Source organism: Shinella sp. HY16, assembly GCF_028534175.1.
Classification (GTDB): domain Bacteria; phylum Pseudomonadota; class Alphaproteobacteria; order Rhizobiales; family Rhizobiaceae; genus Shinella.
In genome coordinates, this window is sequence record NZ_JAHYXL010000001.1 from 3,611,609 (window position 1) to 3,629,395 (window position 17,787).

Annotated in this window: 16 protein-coding genes; 8 read left to right on the forward strand and 8 right to left on the reverse strand. The window is 64.7% G+C overall.

Annotation, left to right across the window (positions count from 1 at the left end):
* Nucleotides 1–54: 54 nt before the first annotated feature.
* Complete coding sequence (locus tag K0P03_RS17785; protein ID WP_272790234.1) at nt 55–1,446, reverse strand: sensor histidine kinase; 1,392 nt, start codon at nt 1,444–1,446, stop codon at nt 55–57.
* A complete protein-coding gene (locus K0P03_RS17790) occupies nt 1,443–2,117 on the reverse strand; it encodes a response regulator (protein WP_023514786.1) in 675 nt (224 codons plus the stop codon). Before K0P03_RS17790 ends, K0P03_RS17785 begins: the two co-directional genes overlap by 4 nt.
* A 77-nt stretch (nt 2,118–2,194) precedes the next feature.
* On the opposite strand from K0P03_RS17790, the gene K0P03_RS17795 reads away from it, so the two are divergent.
* From K0P03_RS17795 to K0P03_RS17815, 5 genes are all read left to right on the forward strand, one after another.
* Nucleotides 2,195–3,262 (forward strand): ABC transporter substrate-binding protein, encoded by a 1,068-nt coding sequence (locus tag K0P03_RS17795; protein ID WP_023514785.1) that lies wholly within the window; start codon nt 2,195–2,197, stop codon nt 3,260–3,262.
* A 217-nt stretch (nt 3,263–3,479) separates the two neighbouring features.
* A complete protein-coding gene (locus K0P03_RS17800; RefSeq protein ID WP_272790235.1) occupies nt 3,480–4,424 on the forward strand; it encodes a Bug family tripartite tricarboxylate transporter substrate binding protein in 945 nt (314 codons plus the stop codon).
* Nucleotides 4,421–4,909, forward strand: coding sequence for a tripartite tricarboxylate transporter TctB family protein (locus K0P03_RS17805; RefSeq protein WP_050746113.1), 489 nt, complete (start codon nt 4,421–4,423; stop codon nt 4,907–4,909). The genes K0P03_RS17800 and K0P03_RS17805 overlap by 4 nt, the downstream gene beginning before the upstream one ends.
* Before the next feature lie 10 nt (nt 4,910–4,919).
* On the forward strand, nt 4,920–6,437 hold the full coding sequence (locus K0P03_RS17810; RefSeq protein ID WP_272790236.1) for a tripartite tricarboxylate transporter permease: 1,518 nt from the start codon (nt 4,920–4,922) through the stop codon (nt 6,435–6,437).
* A gap of 163 nt (nt 6,438–6,600) precedes the next feature.
* On the forward strand, nt 6,601–6,765 hold the full coding sequence (locus tag K0P03_RS17815) for a hypothetical protein (protein WP_024270181.1): 165 nt from the start codon (nt 6,601–6,603) through the stop codon (nt 6,763–6,765).
* A 132-nt stretch (nt 6,766–6,897) separates the two neighbouring features.
* Here the strand turns inward: K0P03_RS17815 and K0P03_RS17820 are convergent, their stop codons facing one another.
* A complete protein-coding gene (locus tag K0P03_RS17820) occupies nt 6,898–8,016 on the reverse strand; it encodes a DUF475 domain-containing protein (RefSeq protein WP_024270180.1) in 1,119 nt (372 codons plus the stop codon).
* Nucleotides 8,017–8,398: 382 nt separating this feature from the next.
* On the opposite strand from K0P03_RS17820, the gene K0P03_RS17825 reads away from it, so the two are divergent.
* Nucleotides 8,399–10,459 (forward strand): M3 family metallopeptidase, encoded by a 2,061-nt coding sequence (locus tag K0P03_RS17825; RefSeq protein WP_272790237.1) that lies wholly within the window; start codon nt 8,399–8,401, stop codon nt 10,457–10,459.
* A gap of 45 nt (nt 10,460–10,504) precedes the next feature.
* Here K0P03_RS17825 and K0P03_RS17830 read toward each other — a convergent pair whose 3' ends face one another.
* From K0P03_RS17830 to ccmA, 5 genes are all read right to left on the reverse strand, one after another.
* A complete protein-coding gene (locus tag K0P03_RS17830; RefSeq protein ID WP_272790238.1) occupies nt 10,505–11,119 on the reverse strand; it encodes a DsbE family thiol:disulfide interchange protein in 615 nt (204 codons plus the stop codon).
* The gene (gene ccmD, locus K0P03_RS17835) at nt 11,116–11,283 is read right to left on the reverse strand and encodes a heme exporter protein CcmD (RefSeq protein ID WP_272790239.1); all 168 of its coding nucleotides are present in this window, start codon (nt 11,281–11,283) and stop codon (nt 11,116–11,118) included. Before ccmD ends, K0P03_RS17830 begins: the two co-directional genes overlap by 4 nt.
* A complete protein-coding gene (locus K0P03_RS17840; protein ID WP_272790240.1) occupies nt 11,280–12,050 on the reverse strand; it encodes a heme ABC transporter permease in 771 nt (256 codons plus the stop codon). Before K0P03_RS17840 ends, ccmD begins: the two co-directional genes overlap by 4 nt.
* Before the next feature lie 73 nt (nt 12,051–12,123).
* Nucleotides 12,124–12,783 carry a heme exporter protein CcmB gene (ccmB, locus tag K0P03_RS17845; protein WP_023515654.1) on the reverse strand — a complete coding sequence of 220 codons (660 nt, stop codon included), beginning with the start codon at nt 12,781–12,783 and terminating at the stop codon, nt 12,124–12,126.
* Complete coding sequence (gene ccmA / locus K0P03_RS17850) at nt 12,780–13,424, reverse strand: heme ABC exporter ATP-binding protein CcmA (RefSeq protein ID WP_272790241.1); 645 nt, start codon at nt 13,422–13,424, stop codon at nt 12,780–12,782. The genes ccmB and ccmA overlap by 4 nt, the downstream gene beginning before the upstream one ends.
* A gap of 261 nt (nt 13,425–13,685) precedes the next feature.
* On the opposite strand from ccmA, the gene acnA reads away from it, so the two are divergent.
* Both acnA and K0P03_RS17860 read left to right on the forward strand, forming a co-directional pair.
* The gene (acnA, locus tag K0P03_RS17855; protein WP_024271632.1) at nt 13,686–16,379 is read left to right on the forward strand and encodes an aconitate hydratase AcnA; all 2,694 of its coding nucleotides are present in this window, start codon (nt 13,686–13,688) and stop codon (nt 16,377–16,379) included.
* A 328-nt stretch (nt 16,380–16,707) separates the two neighbouring features.
* Nucleotides 16,708–17,427 carry a DUF1223 domain-containing protein gene (locus K0P03_RS17860; protein WP_245290180.1) on the forward strand — a complete coding sequence of 240 codons (720 nt, stop codon included), beginning with the start codon at nt 16,708–16,710 and terminating at the stop codon, nt 17,425–17,427.
* Nucleotides 17,428–17,787: the final 360 nt, after the last annotated feature.

Below are 17,787 nucleotides of genomic sequence, written 5' to 3' on the forward strand. Positions count from 1 at the left end.
ACAACACGCAGCAGGCCGCGGGCATGGCTGACCTTGCCGGGGGTAGCAACGACGCTAGCCGTCCATCCCGGGAAAGCGGATCGTCACGCGGAGGCCACGCCCGTTCGCGCCGCTGTCCAGCGTCATCGTCGCATCGAACAGCGCGGCGATTTCCTCCACGATGGGCAGGCCGAGGCCCATGCCCGGCGCATCACGATGCTCGCCACGGGAAAAGCGCTGGCGCACGAGGCCGCGGCGCTCGGGAGGAATACCGGGGCCGTTGTCCTCCACATCGAGAAGCACCGTGCCCGTGGTGCGCCGGACGCGCACTGTCACCTCTGCCTCCTTGCCGGCATAGGCGATGGCGTTTTCCAGGAGATTGCGCAGAAGCTCTCCGAAAAGCAGCGGCTCGGCGCGGGCGAAGGCAGGCCCGTCTCCCTCGAAGCCGAGATCGATGCCGGCCTCGGCAGCCGTGGGCACGCGGTCGGCGGTAAGCTGCTGGGCAAGCGCAGCGATATCGACGGGTGCCGGCTTCTGCGGCTCGTTGGACCCGGCAGCATCGATCTTGGCCATCAGCAGCAGCTGGGCAAGGATGCGCTCGGCATGGGCAACCGCAGCATCGCCCTTGCGGGCGGCCTCCTGCGCCTCCTCCAGCGTGCCGGCGCGGCTCGCCAGCGCGAGCTGGGTGCGGATGATGGCGAGTGGCGTGCGCAGCTGGTGGCTGGCATTGCCGGAAAAGTGGCGAAGCGCATCGAGCGCCGACTGCAGGCGCACCATGAAGGAATTCACGGTATCGACGAGGCCCTGCACCTCGCTCGGCACGCGCTGCTCGATGGGGTGCAGATCGTTCGGGCTGCGCTCGGCAATGGCATCGCTGAGCCTGTAGAGCGGACGCAGCGACACGGTAACGGCGATCCAGACGATGAGAGCGGCGCCCGCAATCATCATGGCAAGACGCAGCGCCGAGCGTAGCAGGATCGTCTGGGTCAGCTGCCGGCGGGCAATGGTTGTCTCGGCAACCGTCACCGCGAAGGGCACGGAATTGATGCCGGTCGATGCCGAGCGCTGCAGGACGGCAATGCGGATCGGCTCGCCGCGGAAGGTCGCATCCGCAAAACCGATCGACTGGCCGGCCGTCGGCGCGATCGTCGGCAGGGTCTGGTAGCCGGTGATGAACCGGCCGGGCGGCCCGTCGACGCGGTAGAACACCCGGTCCTGCGCGGCCGACGTCAGCATCTCCAGCGCGACATAAGGAATATCCACCTCGAGCGTGCCGTGCTCCGTCACCACCACCCGCTCGGCAATCGCCAGCGCCGAGCCCGCCAGCACACGATCGGAAACCTCGTTCGCCGTCTTGACGGCCTCGTGGTAGGTGTCGAAGAGCGCCACCGTGCCGATCACCGCCGTGGAGACGAGCAGCCAGAGCAGCAGGCGACGGCGCAGCGATGAGGCCGGAAGGAGCGTCAAGCGACGGGCGCCTTGTCGAGATAGTAGCCGATGCCGCGCGCGGTGCGCACGGTCAGCCCGTGCGGTGCCAACCGCTTGCGAAGCCGGCTGACATATTGCTCGATGGCATTGGCCGAGAGGTCGTCGTCGAAGGCCGCGAGCGACTGCATGATCGCCTCCTTGGCAACCACCTTGCCGGCGCGCATGAAGAGGATTTCGAGCAGGCCGAGTTCGCGCGCGGGAATGTCGAGCGGTGCGCCGTCAGCGGAAAAGCTGCGCGAATTGAGATCCAGCACGACGCCGCCGAAGGTGATCGCCGCCGAGCGAAGCCCCGCCTGCCGGCGCAGCAACATGCGCACGCGCGCTTCGAATTCGGAGATATCGAAGGGCTTGATCATATAGTCGTCGGCGCCGAGATCGAGACCGCGCACCCGCTCCTCCGGCGCGCCGCGGGCCGTAAGAATCAGGACGGCCGCCTTGCTCCGGCGGGCCCGCATGGCGCGGAGCACGTCGAGACCGTCCATTTCCGGCAGTGTCAGGTCGAGGATGACGAGATCGAAGCTCTCCGACGCGATGGCGGCATCGGCGGAAGCGCCGTCGCGCACGACGTCCACCGCATGCCCGGTGCCCTTCAGGATGGCGGACAGGCCGTCCGCCAGGGCTTCGTTGTCCTCGACCAGCAGAATGCGCACGTCTTTCTCCTTCCGCCGCGAACTTAACGGCGGGCGGCGCACTTGTGAACGGCCTCGCGCTTTGGCAAGGTCGCGCCATGCGTCTTGTCCTCATTCTTCTTGCGCTCCTGGCAGCGCCCCTGCCCGCATTTTCCGAGCCGACCTTCTTTCCGGCGCGCAACGGCAATGCCGACGCCCCCGTGCTTGTCGTCTATTCCTCGCTGGACGAACCGCTCGCCCGGCCGATGATCAAGGGCTTCCAGGAGGCCAACCAGGATGTGGCGCTGCGCTACGACGAGATGCTGACCGGCGAGGTCTACGACCGCATCGTGCGCGAGACCGATGCCGGAGAGAAAACGGCCGATTTCGCCTTCTCCTCGGCCATGGACCTTCAGGTCAAGCTCAGCAATGACGGTTATGCCCAGCGCAGCGACCTGCCGATGAGCGACCGCTGGCCGGCCTGGGCCAACTGGCGCAACACCGCCTATGCGCTGACCTTCGAGCCCGCCGTCTTCGTCTATCACAAGCCGAGCTTCAAGGGCGAGAAGCCGCCGGCCTCGCGCGCGGAATTCGTCGACTACCTCAAGCGGCAGGGCGAGAAGGTCTATGGCCGCATCGGCACCTACGACATCGAGCGCTCCGGCGTCGGCTTCCTCTTCATGGCCCGCGACCAGGAGCAGTTCGGGGACATCTGGACGGTGATCCAGGCGATGGGCGCGGCGGGGGTCAAGCTCTATTCCACCAGCTCGGCCATTCTGGAACGCGTCGCCGACGGGCGTTTCGTGCTCGGCTACAACATTCTCGGTTCCTATGCCGCGGACTGGGCCTCGCGGCATCCCGATGTCGGCATCGTGCTGCCGAAGGACTACACCGTCGTCATGTCGCGAATCGGCCTCGTGCCGCAGGCCGCCGCCAACCCCGAACTCGGCCGGCGCTATCTCGCCTTCTTCATGTCGAAGGAGGGCCAGACGATCATGGCCCGCGAACTCCAGATCGCCGCCGTCAGCCCCGAGGTGTCGGGCTCGAACACCGCGCGCACGATGAGCGCGCTGCTCGGCGCGCAGCTCAAGCCCGTGCCGGTCAGTCCGGGCCTGATGGTCTATCTCGACCAAGTGAAGCGGGCCCGGCTGATCGCCCGCTGGAACGAGGTTCTGCGCACCCAGTAGCGCAAGGCGCTTCCATGCGGCAGCGCAATGTCAGGTAGATGTCAGCTTCCTGTGGTGCTTTTGGGCTCTTCATCGTCCGTGGAGGCGGACGGAAGACCGGGAGGAGAATTCTGCCGATATCGCCCGCGGACACAAAGTTCGCGCCGCCACCGGCCGCCCCATCCTCTCGCCAAAAGCAACGATGCGCGCAAAGCCGCGCCTGACGGAGGATACACTCTTGAAACATTTCTTCCTGGCATCCCTCATCGCCGGCGCCATGGCGCTTCCGGCGTTTGCTGCCGACTATTCGATCATCGCCCCGGCCGGCCCGGGCGGCGGCTGGGACCAGACGGCCCGTTCGCTGCAGACCGTCCTGCAGGACGAGAAGATTTCCGGCAGCGTGCAGGTGGTGAACGTTCCGGGCGCCGGCGGCACGATCGGCCTCGCCCAGTTCGCCAGCCAGAACAACGGCAACCCGAACGCTCTCATCGTCGGCGGTTACGTCATGGTCGGCGCGATCCTCACCAACCAGTCGCCGGTAACCATCAAGGACGTGACGCCGATCGCCCGCCTGACCGGCGAATATGAAGCGATCGTCGTTCCGGCCGCTTCGCCGATCCAGACCATGGATGACCTCGTGAAGGCCCTGAAGGCCGATCCGGGCGCGGTTTCCTGGGCTGGCGGCTCGGCCGGCGGTACCGACCACATCACGGCCGGCCTGATCGCCAAGGCAGCCGGCGTCGATCCGACCAAGATCAACTATGTCGCCTATTCCGGCGGCGGCGAGGCGCTTGCCGCGATTCTCGGCAACCAGGTGACGGCCGGCATCTCCGGCTATGGTGAGTTCGAGGCCCAGGTGAAGGCCGGTACGCTCCGCCTGATCGCCATCTCCAGCGCCGAGCGCATCGAAGGCATCGACGCCCCGACCATCAAGGAAGGCGGTCTCGACGTCGTGGTCCAGAACTGGCGCATGGTCGCCGCGGCCCCGGGCCTTTCGGCCGAACAGGTGGCGGCGATCAACGCCGACATCGAGAAGGTCGTGACCTCCGCCGCCTGGAAGGACACCCTGAAGACCAAGGGCTGGCAGGACACCTATCTTGCCGGTGACGCCTTCAAGGAACAGCTCGACAAGGATGTCGCCGCAACGGAAAGCATCCTCAAGGACATCGGGCTCGTCAAATGAGCGAGGTCTCCTCCTCCAACGAAAGGCGCCGCCCCGACCGGGCGGCGCTGGTCATCGCCCCCGTTCTTTTCGTCCTTGCCGCCGTGATCTGGTGGGATGCCGGGCGTCTTGCGGAGATGAGCAACTATTCCCGCATCGGCCCTGCCACCGTGCCGCATGTCGTTGCCATCGGTCTTGCCCTGCTCGCCGTCTGGACGGGCTTCGAAGCCTGGCGCGGCGACTTCCCGGAACGCGAGCCGATCGAGGTCAAGCCGGTCGTCCTCATCGTGGCAGGCCTTGCCGGGCAGATGCTGTTGCTCAAGACCGCAGGCTTCTCCATTGCGACGGGCGTGCTCTTCGCGCTGACCGCCTTCGGTTTCGGCCGGCGCAAGCTCTGGATTTCGTTGCCAATAGGCATCGCCTTCAGCTTCGTCGTCTACATCATCTTCGGCCGTTTCCTGCAGCTCTCGCTGCCCGCCGGGCCGCTGGAACACCTGTTCTTCTGAGGAGCTGACGATGGGTACATTCGAATTCCTGCTGCAGGGCATCGCCATCGCGGCCCAGCCGATGAACCTGCTCTATGCGCTGATCGGCGTGACGCTCGGCACCGCCGTCGGCGTTCTGCCCGGTATCGGCCCGGCCCTCACCGTCGCGCTGCTTCTGCCAGTCACCTACAAGCTCGATCCGGCCGGCTCGCTCATCATGTTCGCCGGCATCTACTACGGCGGCATGTATGGCGGCTCGACCACCTCGATCCTGCTCAACACGCCGGGCGAAAGCGCCTCGGTCGTCACCGCTCTCGAGGGCAACAAGATGGCCCGCGCCGGCCGCGGCGGACCGGCGCTCGCGACGGCGGCGATCGGCTCGTTCGTCGCCGGCCTCATCGCCACGCTCTGTCTCGCCTTCATCGCACCCTTCGTGGTCAAGTTCGCGCTTTCCTTCGGCCCGCGGGAATATTTCGCGCTGATGGTGCTCGCCTTCGTCACCGTCTCGGCGGCCTTTGGCGATTCGACGCTGCGTGGCCTGACCGCCCTCTTCATCGGCCTCGGCCTTGCCGTCATCGGCATCGACCAGCAGACCGGTCAGGCGCGGCTTTCCTTCGGCATTCCGGATCTGCTCGACGGCATCGAGGTGACGACGCTCGCCGTCGCCATGTTCGCCATCGGCGAGACGCTCTACGTCGCCTGCCAGGGTGACCGCATTCCCGACAAGGTCGAGGCGGTCAAGGGCTCCGTCTGGATGAGTGCGCAGGACTGGGCCCGCTCGTGGAAACCTTGGCTGCGCGGCACATTCATCGGCTTCCCGATCGGCGCAATGCCGGCCGGCGGTGCCGATATCGCCAGCTTCCTGTCCTATTCGACGGAAAAGCAGTTCTCCAAGCACAAGGACGAGTTCGGCAAGGGCGCCATCGAGGGCGTCGCCGGTCCGGAAGCGGCGAACAACGCCTCTGCCGCCGGCACGCTGGTGCCGCTGCTCTCGCTCGGCCTGCCGACCACGGCGACCGCCGCGATCATGCTTGCCGGCTTCCAGCAATACGGCCTGCAACCCGGCCCGCTGCTGTTCGCGACCAATCCGCAGCTCGTCTGGGGCCTGATCGCCAGCCTGCTCATCGCCAATTTCATGCTGCTGGTGCTGAACCTGCCGCTGATCGGCCTCTGGGTGAAGCTTCTGACGATCCCCAAGCCCTGGCTCTATGCCGGCATCCTGCTCTTCGCGACGCTCGGCACGATCGGCGCCAACCCCTCGGTCTTCGAACTCGGCATGCTGCTGACCTTCGGCCTGCTCGGCTTTGCCATGCGGATCTTCGGCTATCCGATCGCACCCGTCGTCGTCGGCCTCATCCTCGGCCCCATGGCAGAGCAGCAGCTGCGCCGCGCACTGGCGATCAGCCAGGGCGATGTCTCCGCGCTCTTCATGTCGCCGATCGCCGCCGTACTCTTCGTGCTCGCCATTCTCGCCGTCGTCGTGCCGCTCATCCTGCGCGCCCGCGGCAAGGGCGAAGTGCTCTCGCAGTTTGCGGTCAACGAAGACTAAGACCTACCAACGGTCCCTCCCAAGACCGAAAAGAATGCAGGCCGGAAACGCCCGTTTCCGGCCTGCATCCGTTGCATGGCTGGCCTGAGATTCTGTCGGTTGTTCTTTTGGCCCCGACACATCATCTTCTGCTCGTAAGCTAAAACAGAAAGCGAGCAATCCAATGACTACCCTCCGCAATTCCTTCGCCCAGGGCTTCTTCGGCCGGGCCTTCGCCGTACTGAGCGCTGCCAATGCAGCCGCCGCGGCTGTCGAAGGGCATCGCCGCCCGAAGGAACGCGACCTGAGAACGCTCGGCATCAACCCTGCCGACTTCCCGCGCGTCTAACGCCGCAGAGAGAATTCCCTGAATGAAAAAGGCCCGCTGGTCGCAAGACCAGCGGGCCTTCTGTATTTCGGTTTCGTCTTCTTCGAAGATCGAGAAAGCCGGCCGTCGAGACGGCCGGCCGATCGTGTTGCCTCAGGCGCTTTCGCCGAGATGGGCCGCCACCCTGTCGGAGCTGTGCGCTTCGGCGTGGCCTTCCTGCGCGCGTTCGCGCTTGTTGTAGCGGATCGACGACCAGAGCGAGATACCGATCAGCGTCGCGCCGCCAAGGCCGGTGATGACCTCGGGGATATGCACCAGCGTCTGGCAGTACATGACCACCGAGAGGATCAGGATCGCGTAGAACGCGCCATGCTCCAGATAGCGGTATTCGGCAAGCGTCCCCTTGTCGACGAGCATGATCGTCATCGAGCGCACATACATGGCGCCGATACCGAGACCGATCGCGATGACGAAGAGGTTCTGCGTCAGTGCGAAGGCTCCGATGACACCGTCGAAGGAGAAGCTGGCATCCAGCACTTCGAGATAGATGAACGCGCCGAGGCCGCCCTTGGCCGCTTCCGACATCGCCTTCTGCGAAGCGTCGAGCAGGCCGCCGACGACTTCCACCGCAAGGAAGGTCAGGAGGCCGTAGATGGCGGAGAAGACAAAGGTATTGGCTTCCTCACCCTCGAGCAGGTTCGAGAAGACCAAGATCAGGAGCAGAACAAAGGCGATCTCGATACCCTTGACGGTTGCCGAGCGGGCCATGTGCTTCTCGATGAAGCCGATCCAGTGCACGTCCTTCTCATGGTTGAAGAAGTAGGTGAGTCCGACCATCATGAGGAAGGTGCCGCCGAAGGCAGCGATCGGCAGATGCGCCTCATTCATGATGCGCGCATATTCCGCCGGTTCGCGCGCCGCCAGCAAGATCGCCTCGAACGGGCCGATGCGCGCCGCGATCACCACGATCAGGAGCGGGAAGACGATACGCATGCCGAAGACGGCGATGATGATGCCCCAGGTCAGGAAGCGGTGCTGCCACACCGGCGTCATGTCCTTGAGCTTGTTCGCATTGACGATGGCGTTGTCGAAGGAGAGCGAGATCTCCAGCACCGCGAGAACGGCGCAGATGAAGAAGACGGTCGCCATGCCGGAAAGCGTTCCGGTCGTCTGCCAGCCGAGCCAGGCGCCGAGCACCAGGCCGATGGCGGTAACGATGAGCGCCCACTTCAGGTAGGAAAGGTTGGATTTGCCTTCGCCGTTGCCGATCATGGCAGGACCTCCATGTTGGGGGTACGGGAAAGCGGAAAACGCATACCACAAAGGGCATGCGTGTAAGGCATGGTCAGGATGTTCATGTGCATATGAATCCGCCGGCTAATTGCTGGCGGTACCGACATCACGAGAGCGCCGTAAAAACTCTCGCCAGAGGGGCCCGGCACCAGGTTCACCGCGGCAACCCGATGTCAAAGGCCGCGGATGAACCATCTTTTCACCGAAGTTGCCCTCTGCGTCAAGAGGCAGGCCGCTGCGCACGCCCCGGCGTCGCGGGTGTTCCGCGGTTCCCGCCTATTTTGCACGGCTGCCCTGTACCAAAGCCCTCCTCCATTCCTATATTCGCCCCACGCTGATTTGCCGGAAAGGACCAGACCCCATGACTGAAACGCGTATCGATCCCACCCTCGTCGAGTGGACCGGCCTCAACGGCCTGCCGCGTTTCGATCTCGTGAAGGACGATGCCTTTGCAGACGGGTTTGCCGCCGCGCTTGCCGCACACGAGGCGGAGATCGACACCATCGCAGGCAATCCCGAACCTGCGACCTTCGACAACACGATCGTCGCGCTTGAAATTGCCGGCGACGAACTCTCGCGTGTTTCCGCGCTCTTCTGGAGCCGGGCAGGCGCCAACACCAACGACACGATCCAGGCCCTGGAACGTGACATCGCGCCCAAGATGTCGCGGCACTATTCAAAGATCGGCACCAATGCCGTGCTTTTCGCGCGTATCGACGCGCTTTGGGAGGCGCGCGAGACGCTGAACCTCTCGCTGGAACAGACCCGCGTGCTGGAGCGGCACTGGAAGGGTTTCGTCAAGTCCGGCGCTAAGCTGGCAAAGCCCGAGCAGGATCGGCTCGCCGCGATCAACGAAACGCTCGCCGGGCTCGGCGCGAAATTCGGCCAGAACGTGCTGGCCGATGAGAAGAACTGGGCGCTGTTCCTCGAGGAGGGCGAGGCGCTCGACGGGCTGCCCGACTTCCTGAAGGACGCCATGGCCGCCGCGGCCCGCGAACGCGGCGAGGACGGCCGCTTCGCTGTCACGCTGTCACGCTCGATCATCGAACCCTTCCTCACCTTCTCCGCCCGCCGGGACCTGCGCGAACAGGCTTTCCGCGCCTGGGTGGCTCGGGGCGAGAACGATGGTGAAACGGACAACCGCGGCATCGTCAAGGAAACGCTGGCACTGCGCGCCGAAAAGGCCGACCTGCTCGGCTATGCGAATTTCGCCGCGCTGAAGCTCGACAACACCATGGCCAAGACGCCCGACGCGGTGAACGGCCTCTTGATGCAGGTCTGGGAAAAAGCCGTTGCGCGAGCCCGCGAGGAGGAGGCCGAGCTCGCTGCCCTCATTGCGGAAGAAGGCCACAACCACGCGGTCATGCCCTGGGACTGGCGCTACCACGCCGAAAAGCTGCGCGCGAAAAAGTTCAGCTTCTCCGAGGCGGAGCTGAAACCCTATTTCCAGCTCGAAAAGATCATCGACGCCTGCTTCGACGTCGCCGAGCGACTGTTCGGCATCCGCGCCGTCGAGAAGACCGGGGTGCCGGTCTATCACCCCGATGTCCGCGTCTTCGAGATCCGCGACCGCGAGGATAAGCTGGTCGCCATGTTCCTCGGCGACTATTTCGCGCGCTCGTCCAAGCGCTCCGGCGCCTGGATGAGTTCCTACCAGAGCCAGCATCGCCTGCCGCTCAAGAACGGCGCGGTCGGTGAATTGCCGATCATCTACAATGTCTGCAACTTCGCCAAACCCGCCGAGGGCAAGCCGGCGCTGCTCTCGCTCGACGATGCGCGCACGCTCTTCCACGAATTCGGCCACGCCCTGCACGGCATGCTCTCCGACGTCACCTATCCCTCGGTCTCGGGCACGGGCGTCTCGCGCGATTTCGTCGAACTGCCTTCGCAGCTCTACGAGCACTGGCTGACCGTTCCGGACATCCTGACGCGTTATGCGGTTCACTATCAGACCGGCGAGGCGATGCCGGCGGCACTGCTCGACAAGGTGCTCGCCGCCCGCACCTTCAATTCCGGTTTCGCGACAGTGGAATTCACCTCCTCGGCACTGGTCGACATGGCCTTTCACACGCGGGGGGCCGTCGAGGACCCGATGGCGGTGCAGCGAGACGTGCTGGAAACGATCGGCCTGCCGAACTCCATCGTCATGCGCCACGCCACGCCGCATTTCCAGCACGTCTTCTCGGGCGACGGCTATTCGGCCGGCTACTATTCCTACATGTGGTCGGAGGTGCTCGATGCCGATGCCTTCGCCGCCTTCACCGAGACGGGGGATGCCTTCGACCCCGCCATGGCTGCCCGACTGAAGACCTATATCTACGCCGTTGGCGGCTCCGTCGATCCGGAAGACGCCTACAAGGCCTTCCGCGGCAAGCTGCCGAGCCCCGAGGCCATGCTGGAAAAGAAGGGCCTGGCCGCCTGAGGAGCCATTTCCGGCCGGGCTCCATGGCCCGGCCGGGCATCGGGCTCAGCCAGCCTGTGCCGGCGCGCCGAGCGCCTTTTCGATGGCGGGATAGAGCCCGTCCTTGAGGCTCCGCTCGTCGAAGGGACCGACCTTCTTGTAGAGGATCGTGCCGTCAGGGCCGACGAGGTAGGACTCCGGGATGCCATAGACACCCCAGTCGATCGCCATCTTGCCGACAGGATCGAGGCCGATGGCCGAGAAGGGATTGCCGAGTTCACCGAGGAAACGCAGCGCATTCTCGCTGCCGTCCTTGTAGTTGACGCCGACGACGTTGAGGCGCGGATCCCTGGACAGCGCCAGGATGACCGGATGCTCCTGCCGGCAGGGCACGCACCAGGACGCCCAGAAATTGACGAGCGTCAGCTTGCCCTTACCGCTCTCGGCCGTCAGCGCCGGCACCTGCGCGCCGTCCTTCAGCGCCCCCACAAGCGGTTCGAGATCGCGGTAGGGCGCCTTGGTGCCGATCAATGCGGAGGGAATTTCAGACGTGTTGCGATCCGGATCCGTCAGCATGGCGAAGAAGATCACCGCGATACCTGCGAAGATCGCCAGGGGAAGCGCCGCGAGGATGAAACGCGTACGCTTGCCGCCGCTCTCCGTGTTGTCGGTGCTGCTCATTGTTTTTCCCCGCTGCGGGCGGAACGTCGGCGGATACCCGCCGCTTCGAGCTGCGCCAGTTCGCGGTGGCGTGCGCGGTGATCCAACCAGACCCACAGGGCAAGACCTGCTGTAACGGCAAAGGCGGCGGCATAGGACGCCGTGACATAGAAGGCATGGCTCATGCCGCATCTCCCGAACGGCCGGCCGAGCGGGCGGCATGCCGGCGCAGCACGGCGATGCGCCGGCGCAGAACCTCGTTGCGCATGGCAAGGATGTGCAGCGTGAAGAACGCAAAGGTGAAGGCGATCGCCATGACGAGGAGCGGCCAGAGGAATTCCGGGTCGATGGTCGGTCCGTCGAGCCGAATCACACTGGCCGGCTGGTGCAGCGTGTTCCACCACTCGACGGAGAACTTGATGATCGGGATGTTGACGAAGCCGACGAGGATCAGCACGGCGCCGACCTTGGCCGCCCGTGACGGATCGTCCATGGCGCGGTTGAGCGCGATCAGGCCGAGATACATCAGGAACAATACGAAGACGGAGGTGAGCCGCGCATCCCACACCCACCAGGTACCCCACATGGGTTTGCCCCAGAGCGAGCCGGTGATGAGGGCGACCAGCGTGAAACAGGCGCCGATGGGCGCGGCGGCCTTGGCGGACACATCGGCAAGCGGGTGGCGCCAGACGAGCGTACCGAGCGCCGAAAGCGCCATCACCGTGTAACACATCATGGAAAGCCAGGCCGCCGGCACATGCACATACATGATGCGCACCGTCTCGCCCTGCTGGTAGTCGCCCGTTGTCGTGAAGGACAGGTAGAGCCCCACGGCGAAAAGACAGAGCGTCAGCCCGGCAAGATAGGGCCAGATGATCGCAACCAGCGCCAGGAACCGGGTCGGGTTGGCGAGGTCGCTGAATTTGCGGATGGCAAGGCTCGGTTCGCTCATGATGGTTCTTTAACGTGGAAGCCCCCCGGCTTCAATTGATCTGCCGCAATCACATTCCTGTCAATTCGCCGCGTCAGTCGCTGGAGAGCCGGAGTGCCGCCGCCGCCGCCACGGGGCCAATGACGGCAAAAAACAGGTTGAGCGCGACGAGGATGAGGAAAGGAGGCAGGAAGGGCGCCGGGTCCTCGATTGCCGCATAGACCGCGCTGACGCCGAAGATCAGCACGGGAATGGCAAGCGGCAGAACGAGGATCGACACGAGAAGGCCGCCGCGCGGCAGCGCCACGGCGATGCCCGCGCCCGCCGCCCCGATGAAGGTAAGCGCCGGCGTGCCGGCAAGCAGCGTCAGCGTCGTCGCACCGATCGCCGTCTCGTCCATGTTCATGAAGAGCCCGAGCAGCGGCGAGGCAACGACGAGCGGCAGACCGGTCGCGATCCAGTGCGCCAGGCACTTGACGAACACCGTCAGCACCAGCGGCGTCTCCTGCATCAGGAGAAGATCGAGCGACCCGTCCTCGCGCTCGGCCTGGAACAGCCGGTCGAGTCCGAGCAGCGCGGCAAGCAGCGCACCGATCCACAGGATCGCCGGGCCGATGCGAGAGAGCAGGTTGAGGTCGGGTCCGACACCGAAGGGAATGACCGCGACGACCGTCATGAAGAACAGGACGCCGATCAGTGCCCCGCCGCCGGCGCGCACGGAAAGCTTTACATCGCGCAGGAACAGGGAAATCATGCCCAGGCTCCCGCATCGGCCGGCGCAAATCCCGTCATCCGCAACTCCCGCGCCCCTTCAAGCCCGAGCGGCTGGTGCGTCGCGGCAATGGCGAGGCCGCCGCGGGCCAGATGCGCCATGACGAGGCCGGAGAACATTTCCTCGGCCGCAACGTCGAGCGCCGCCGTCGGCTCGTCGAGGATCCAGAGAGGGCGCCAGGCAACGAGCAGCTTGGCCATCGCCATGCGGCGCTGCTGGCCGGCCGAGAGGTAGCCGAACGGCAGGTGTGCGATGCCGCCAAGGCCGACGGCCTCCACCGCCACATCGACCGCCACGCCCTGCCCCCCACCAAAATCACCGAAGAAGGCTTTCCAGAAGGTAAGATTCTCCTCCACCGTCAGCTCGCGTTTCATCGCGTTGCGATGGCCGAGATAGTGCGCGGCCTCGCCGACACGCTCCACCGGGTGCACCGCAGCAAGAAGTTTTGCCGTCCCTGATTCCGCCGGCAGAAGTCCGGCGAGGACCCGCAGCAAGGTGGACTTTCCGGAACCGTTCGGCCCCTTGACGACAAGGGCCTCCCCCCCGGCGATTTCAAAGGAAATATCGTGGAAAATCAAGTCTTCGCCGCGCTTGGCACTCAATCCTTCGGCGACGAGCCGCATGGTGTTCACTTTCTTTTTGCAACCTTGGTCGCAACGCAAAAATAGCCCGATTTGCCGGTGGCAGTCTGGAACGTTTCCAGGAAATTATCTATAAGGCGCTTATCACGCCAGCGGTCGGCGTGAATTTGATGATCAGCGCCGAACGCGGGAGTGATTTCCGGGTACGGACAGCGGAAATGGCCGCACCCGCATCCCGAAGGGCTTTTTGCGCGCGGGCGTTCGTACGTCAGTTTCTGGCGACCAGACGGAACGGGGTATAACGTGTCCAGATCCCTAGACAGTTTCCAATGTCGTACGACCTTGACGGTGAACGGCATCGACTATGTGTATTACAGCCTGCCGAAGGCCGAGGCGAACGGGCTTTCCGGGGTTTCGAGGCTGCCCTATTCGATGAAGGTTCTGCTTGAGAACCTCCTGCGCTTCGAGGACGGCCGTTCGGTCACCAAGGAGCACATCCTGTCGGTCGCCGCATGGCTGAGCAACAAGGGCACGGTGGAGAACGAGATCGCCTATCGCCCGGCGCGCGTGCTGATGCAGGATTTTACCGGCGTTCCCGCGGTCGTCGACCTTGCGGCGATGCGCGATGCGATGGTCTCGCTCGGGGGCGACCCGGAGAAGATCAACCCGCTCGTTCCCGTCGATCTTGTCATCGACCATTCGGTCATCGTCGACGAGTTCGGCACGCCGACCGCCTTTGCCCGCAATGTGGAGCTCGAATACGAACGCAACGGCGAGCGCTACCGCTTCCTGAAATGGGGCCAGCAGGCCTTCAAGAACTTTCGCGTGGTGCCGCCGGGCACGGGTATCTGTCATCAGGTCAATCTGGAATATCTGGGCCAGACGGTCTGGACCAAAGAGGAAGACGGCGAGACCATCGCCTATCCGGATACCTGTGTGGGCACGGACAGCCACACGACGATGATCAACGGGCTTGGCGTTCTCGGCTGGGGCGTCGGCGGCATCGAGGCGGAGGCGGCCATGCTCGGCCAGCCGGTCTCCATGCTGCTGCCCGAGGTCATCGGCTTCAAGCTGACGGGCAAGCTGAAGGAAGGCGTGACGGCGACCGACCTGGTGCTGATGGTCGTGCAGATGCTGCGCAAGAAGGGCGTGGTGTCGAAGTTCGTCGAGTTCTTCGGCCCCGGCCTTGACAACATGACGCTGGCCGACCGCGCGACGATCGGCAATATGGGTCCGGAATACGGCGCGACCTGCGGCTTCTTCCCGGTCGATGCCGAGACGGTCAACTATCTCACCATGTCCGGCCGCGACGAGCAGCGCATCGCGCTGGTCGAGGCCTATTCGAAGGCTCAAGGCATGTGGCGTGACGGCGACGGTTCCGACCTCGTCTTCACCGACACGCTGGAGCTCGACCTTGGCGCCGTGGTTCCGGCGATGGCCGGCCCGAAGCGCCCGGAGGGCCGCGTCCCGCTGGAAAGCATCGCCGCGGGCTTTGCGAGCGCCATGGACAACGACTACAAGAAGCCGGGCCAGCTTGAGAACCGCTACCCGGTCGAGGGCACGGATTACGACCTCGGCCATGGCGACGTGGCGATCGCCGCCATCACCTCCTGCACCAACACGTCGAACCCGTCGGTGCTGATCGCCGCCGGGCTGCTCGCCCGCAACGCGGTCGCCAGGGGCCTGAAGACCAAGCCGTGGGTGAAGACGTCGCTGGCGCCGGGATCGCAGGTCGTCGGCGAATACCTTGCCAGGTCCGGCCTGCAGGCCGATCTCGACGCGCTCGGCTTCAACCTCGTCGGCTTCGGCTGTACGACCTGCATCGGCAATTCCGGCCCGCTGCCGGCGCCGATCTCCAGGACGATCAACGACAAGGGGCTGATCGCCGCGGGCGTCCTGTCGGGCAACCGCAACTTCGAGGGCCGCATCTCGCCGGATGTCCAGGCGAACTACCTCGCCTCCCCGCCGCTCGTCGTCGCCTATGCGCTGGCCGGTTCCGTGCAGAAGGACCTGACGAGCGAACCGCTCGGCGAGGACAGGGACGGCAAGCCGGTCTATCTCAAGGACATCTGGCCCTCCTCGCAGGAGATCCAGGCCTTCATCCTGAAATACGTCACCCGCGCGCTCTACGCCGCCAAATATGCCGACGTCTTCAAGGGCGATGCCAACTGGCAGGCCGTGCAGGTGCCGGCGGGCCAGACCTATGCCTGGGACGACCAGTCGACCTATGTGCAGAACCCGCCCTACTTCGTCGGCATGGGCAAGACCGGCTCGGGCCTGTCCGACATCAAGGGCGCGCGCGTGCTCGGCCTCTTCGGCGACAAGATCACCACCGACCACATCTCGCCGGCCGGCTCGATCAAGGCGGCATCGCCCGCCGGCAGCTACCTGATCGGCCATGGCGTCGGCGTTGCCGACTTCAACCAGTACGGCACGCGGCGCGGCAATCACGAGGTGATGATGCGCGGCACCTTCGCCAATATCCGCATCCGCAACCACATGCTCGGCCCGAACGGCAAGGAGGGTGGCTACACGATCCACTATCCCTCCAGGGAAGAGATGTCGATCTACGACGCGGCGATGAAATACAAGCAGGAGGGCGTTCCGCTCGTCATCTTCGCGGGCGTCGAATACGGCAACGGTTCCTCGCGCGACTGGGCGGCCAAGGGCACCAACCTTCTCGGCGTCAAGGCCGTGATCGCCCAGTCCTTCGAGCGCATCCACCGCTCCAACCTCGTCGGCATGGGCATCGTGCCCTTCGTCTTCGAGGACGGCACGACCTGGGCCTCCCTCGACCTCAAGGGCGACGAGACCGTCACCATCGAGGGCCTGGAAGGCGACATCAAGCCGCGCGAGAAGAAGATCGCAACCATCACCTATGCCGACGGCACCGTGAAAAACGTCCCCCTCCTCTGCCGTATCGATACCCTCGACGAGGTCACATACATGAACAACGGCGGTATCCTGCAAACCGTCCTGAGAGACCTCGCAGCTTGAACGGTTTCAGTGCCCCACCCGCCGCCGTCATCCTCGGGTTTAACCCGAGGATCCATGCGGCATCTGCGGCTGTGGATGGCCGGGTCAAGCCCGACCATGACGGAGGGGAGGTTGGGCGGACTTGATCAACAGTCTCATGCCGGGGTTGCAAACCCCGGCATTTCTATTTTCCGGAGCATTTTTCTCAGCTATGAAGCTCACTCCATCGTGACTTCCTGTTGAAGCGGCAAGCGCGTATGACGGGCTCAAAAGGCTGGCCATTGCCGGCGCTCCACTGGAAATGATCATGCCGAGACCGCATATATCGCACTGTCTGGCGATCCTGCTGATGCTGGGAGCCGGCATTGACGCTGCCCATGCCGGGGAGACCATTCGTCCCAAGGGTGTCGTCGAGCTGTTCACCAGCCAGGGGTGCTCGTCCTGCCCGCCCGCCGACAAGGCGCTGGAGACGCTGGCGCGCGAGGGCGAGGTGGTCGCGCTCTCCTACCATGTCGACTACTGGAACTATCTCGGCTGGGCCGACACGCTCGCCTCCAAGGACAATACCGACCGGCAATATGCCTATGCCCGCATGTTCGGCCGCAACGGCGTCTACACGCCGCAAGCCGTGCTGAACGGCCGCGAGCACATCAACGGCGCCGACATCACCGGCATCCGCTCGCGGATCAGCGCCATGCCCGGCGAGAGCAAGGGCCTCGAAGTGCCTGTCGATGTCGAGGTGAAGAACGACGAACTGCGCATCCGCGTCGGCCCCGGCGAAGGCAAGGCCAACATCGTCATCGCCTATTTCGAGCGCGAGCGCACGATCAACATCGACAAGGGCGAGAACCGCGGCAAGACCGTGAACTACTGGCACGCCGTCACCGACATGGAGACGATCGGCATGTGGGAGGGCAAGGAGACCAACCTGGTCCTGCCTGCCGACATGCTGAAGAAGAAAAAGAAGTCCGGCGGCTGCGCCGTGCTGCTCCAGCGCATGCGCACGGCCGATACGCCCGGCGCCATCCTGGGCGCGACGGTGCTGACCGGCGACAAGGCTACGCGATAACATCCGCATAGGGCGCAGCGCCTGCGGGCTGCTTTGCGGAAACAGTTTGGGAAAAACGAACAACCTGGAGCGCGCAAGCGTTTCAGGGGAGGTCCGGTCCGGCTTCTTCGAGGGGCTTGGGGCTTGAGGGTTCGAAGAAAGACGGACCGGACCTGGACGAAGTCACCGGCAACGGAATACAGGGCGACTTCGACAGACGCCGCCCGTACCGCGCCGGCTTCCCGCACAAGGCAGCGGGCCGGTACAAGCTGCGACCGGCGAACTCTCTCCTGTAATTTGGGCGTCTGTTTGTCTGAATTGCGGCGAGACGGATTTTTGCGAAACCGCCCGGATCGACCAGCCGCCTTGCATTTCGACACC

Excerpts from the sequence above, each read along its gene's own strand:
- ccmD (WP_272790239.1), bottom strand. The coding sequence starts at position 11,283 with ATGAGCCATGCCTTCTATGTCACGGCGTCCTATGCCGCCGCCTTTGCC.
- ccmB (WP_023515654.1), bottom strand. The coding sequence starts at position 12,783 with ATGATTTCCCTGTTCCTGCGCGATGTAAAGCTTTCCGTGCGCGCCGGC.
- K0P03_RS17795 (WP_023514785.1), top strand. The coding sequence starts at position 2,195 with ATGCGTCTTGTCCTCATTCTTCTTGCGCTCCTGGCAGCGCCCCTGCCC.
- K0P03_RS17815 (WP_024270181.1), top strand. The coding sequence starts at position 6,601 with ATGACTACCCTCCGCAATTCCTTCGCCCAGGGCTTCTTCGGCCGGGCC.
- K0P03_RS17840 (WP_272790240.1), bottom strand. The coding sequence starts at position 12,050 with ATGAGCGAACCGAGCCTTGCCATCCGCAAATTCAGCGACCTCGCCAAC.
- K0P03_RS17810 (WP_272790236.1), top strand. The coding sequence starts at position 4,920 with ATGGGTACATTCGAATTCCTGCTGCAGGGCATCGCCATCGCGGCCCAG.
- K0P03_RS17805 (WP_050746113.1), top strand. The coding sequence starts at position 4,421 with ATGAGCGAGGTCTCCTCCTCCAACGAAAGGCGCCGCCCCGACCGGGCG.
- ccmA (WP_272790241.1), bottom strand. The coding sequence starts at position 13,424 with ATGCGGCTCGTCGCCGAAGGATTGAGTGCCAAGCGCGGCGAAGACTTG.
- K0P03_RS17825 (WP_272790237.1), top strand. The coding sequence starts at position 8,399 with ATGACTGAAACGCGTATCGATCCCACCCTCGTCGAGTGGACCGGCCTC.
- K0P03_RS17820 (WP_024270180.1), bottom strand. The coding sequence starts at position 8,016 with ATGATCGGCAACGGCGAAGGCAAATCCAACCTTTCCTACCTGAAGTGG.
- K0P03_RS17830 (WP_272790238.1), bottom strand. The coding sequence starts at position 11,119 with ATGAGCAGCACCGACAACACGGAGAGCGGCGGCAAGCGTACGCGTTTC.
- K0P03_RS17860 (WP_245290180.1), top strand. The coding sequence starts at position 16,708 with ATGCTGGGAGCCGGCATTGACGCTGCCCATGCCGGGGAGACCATTCGT.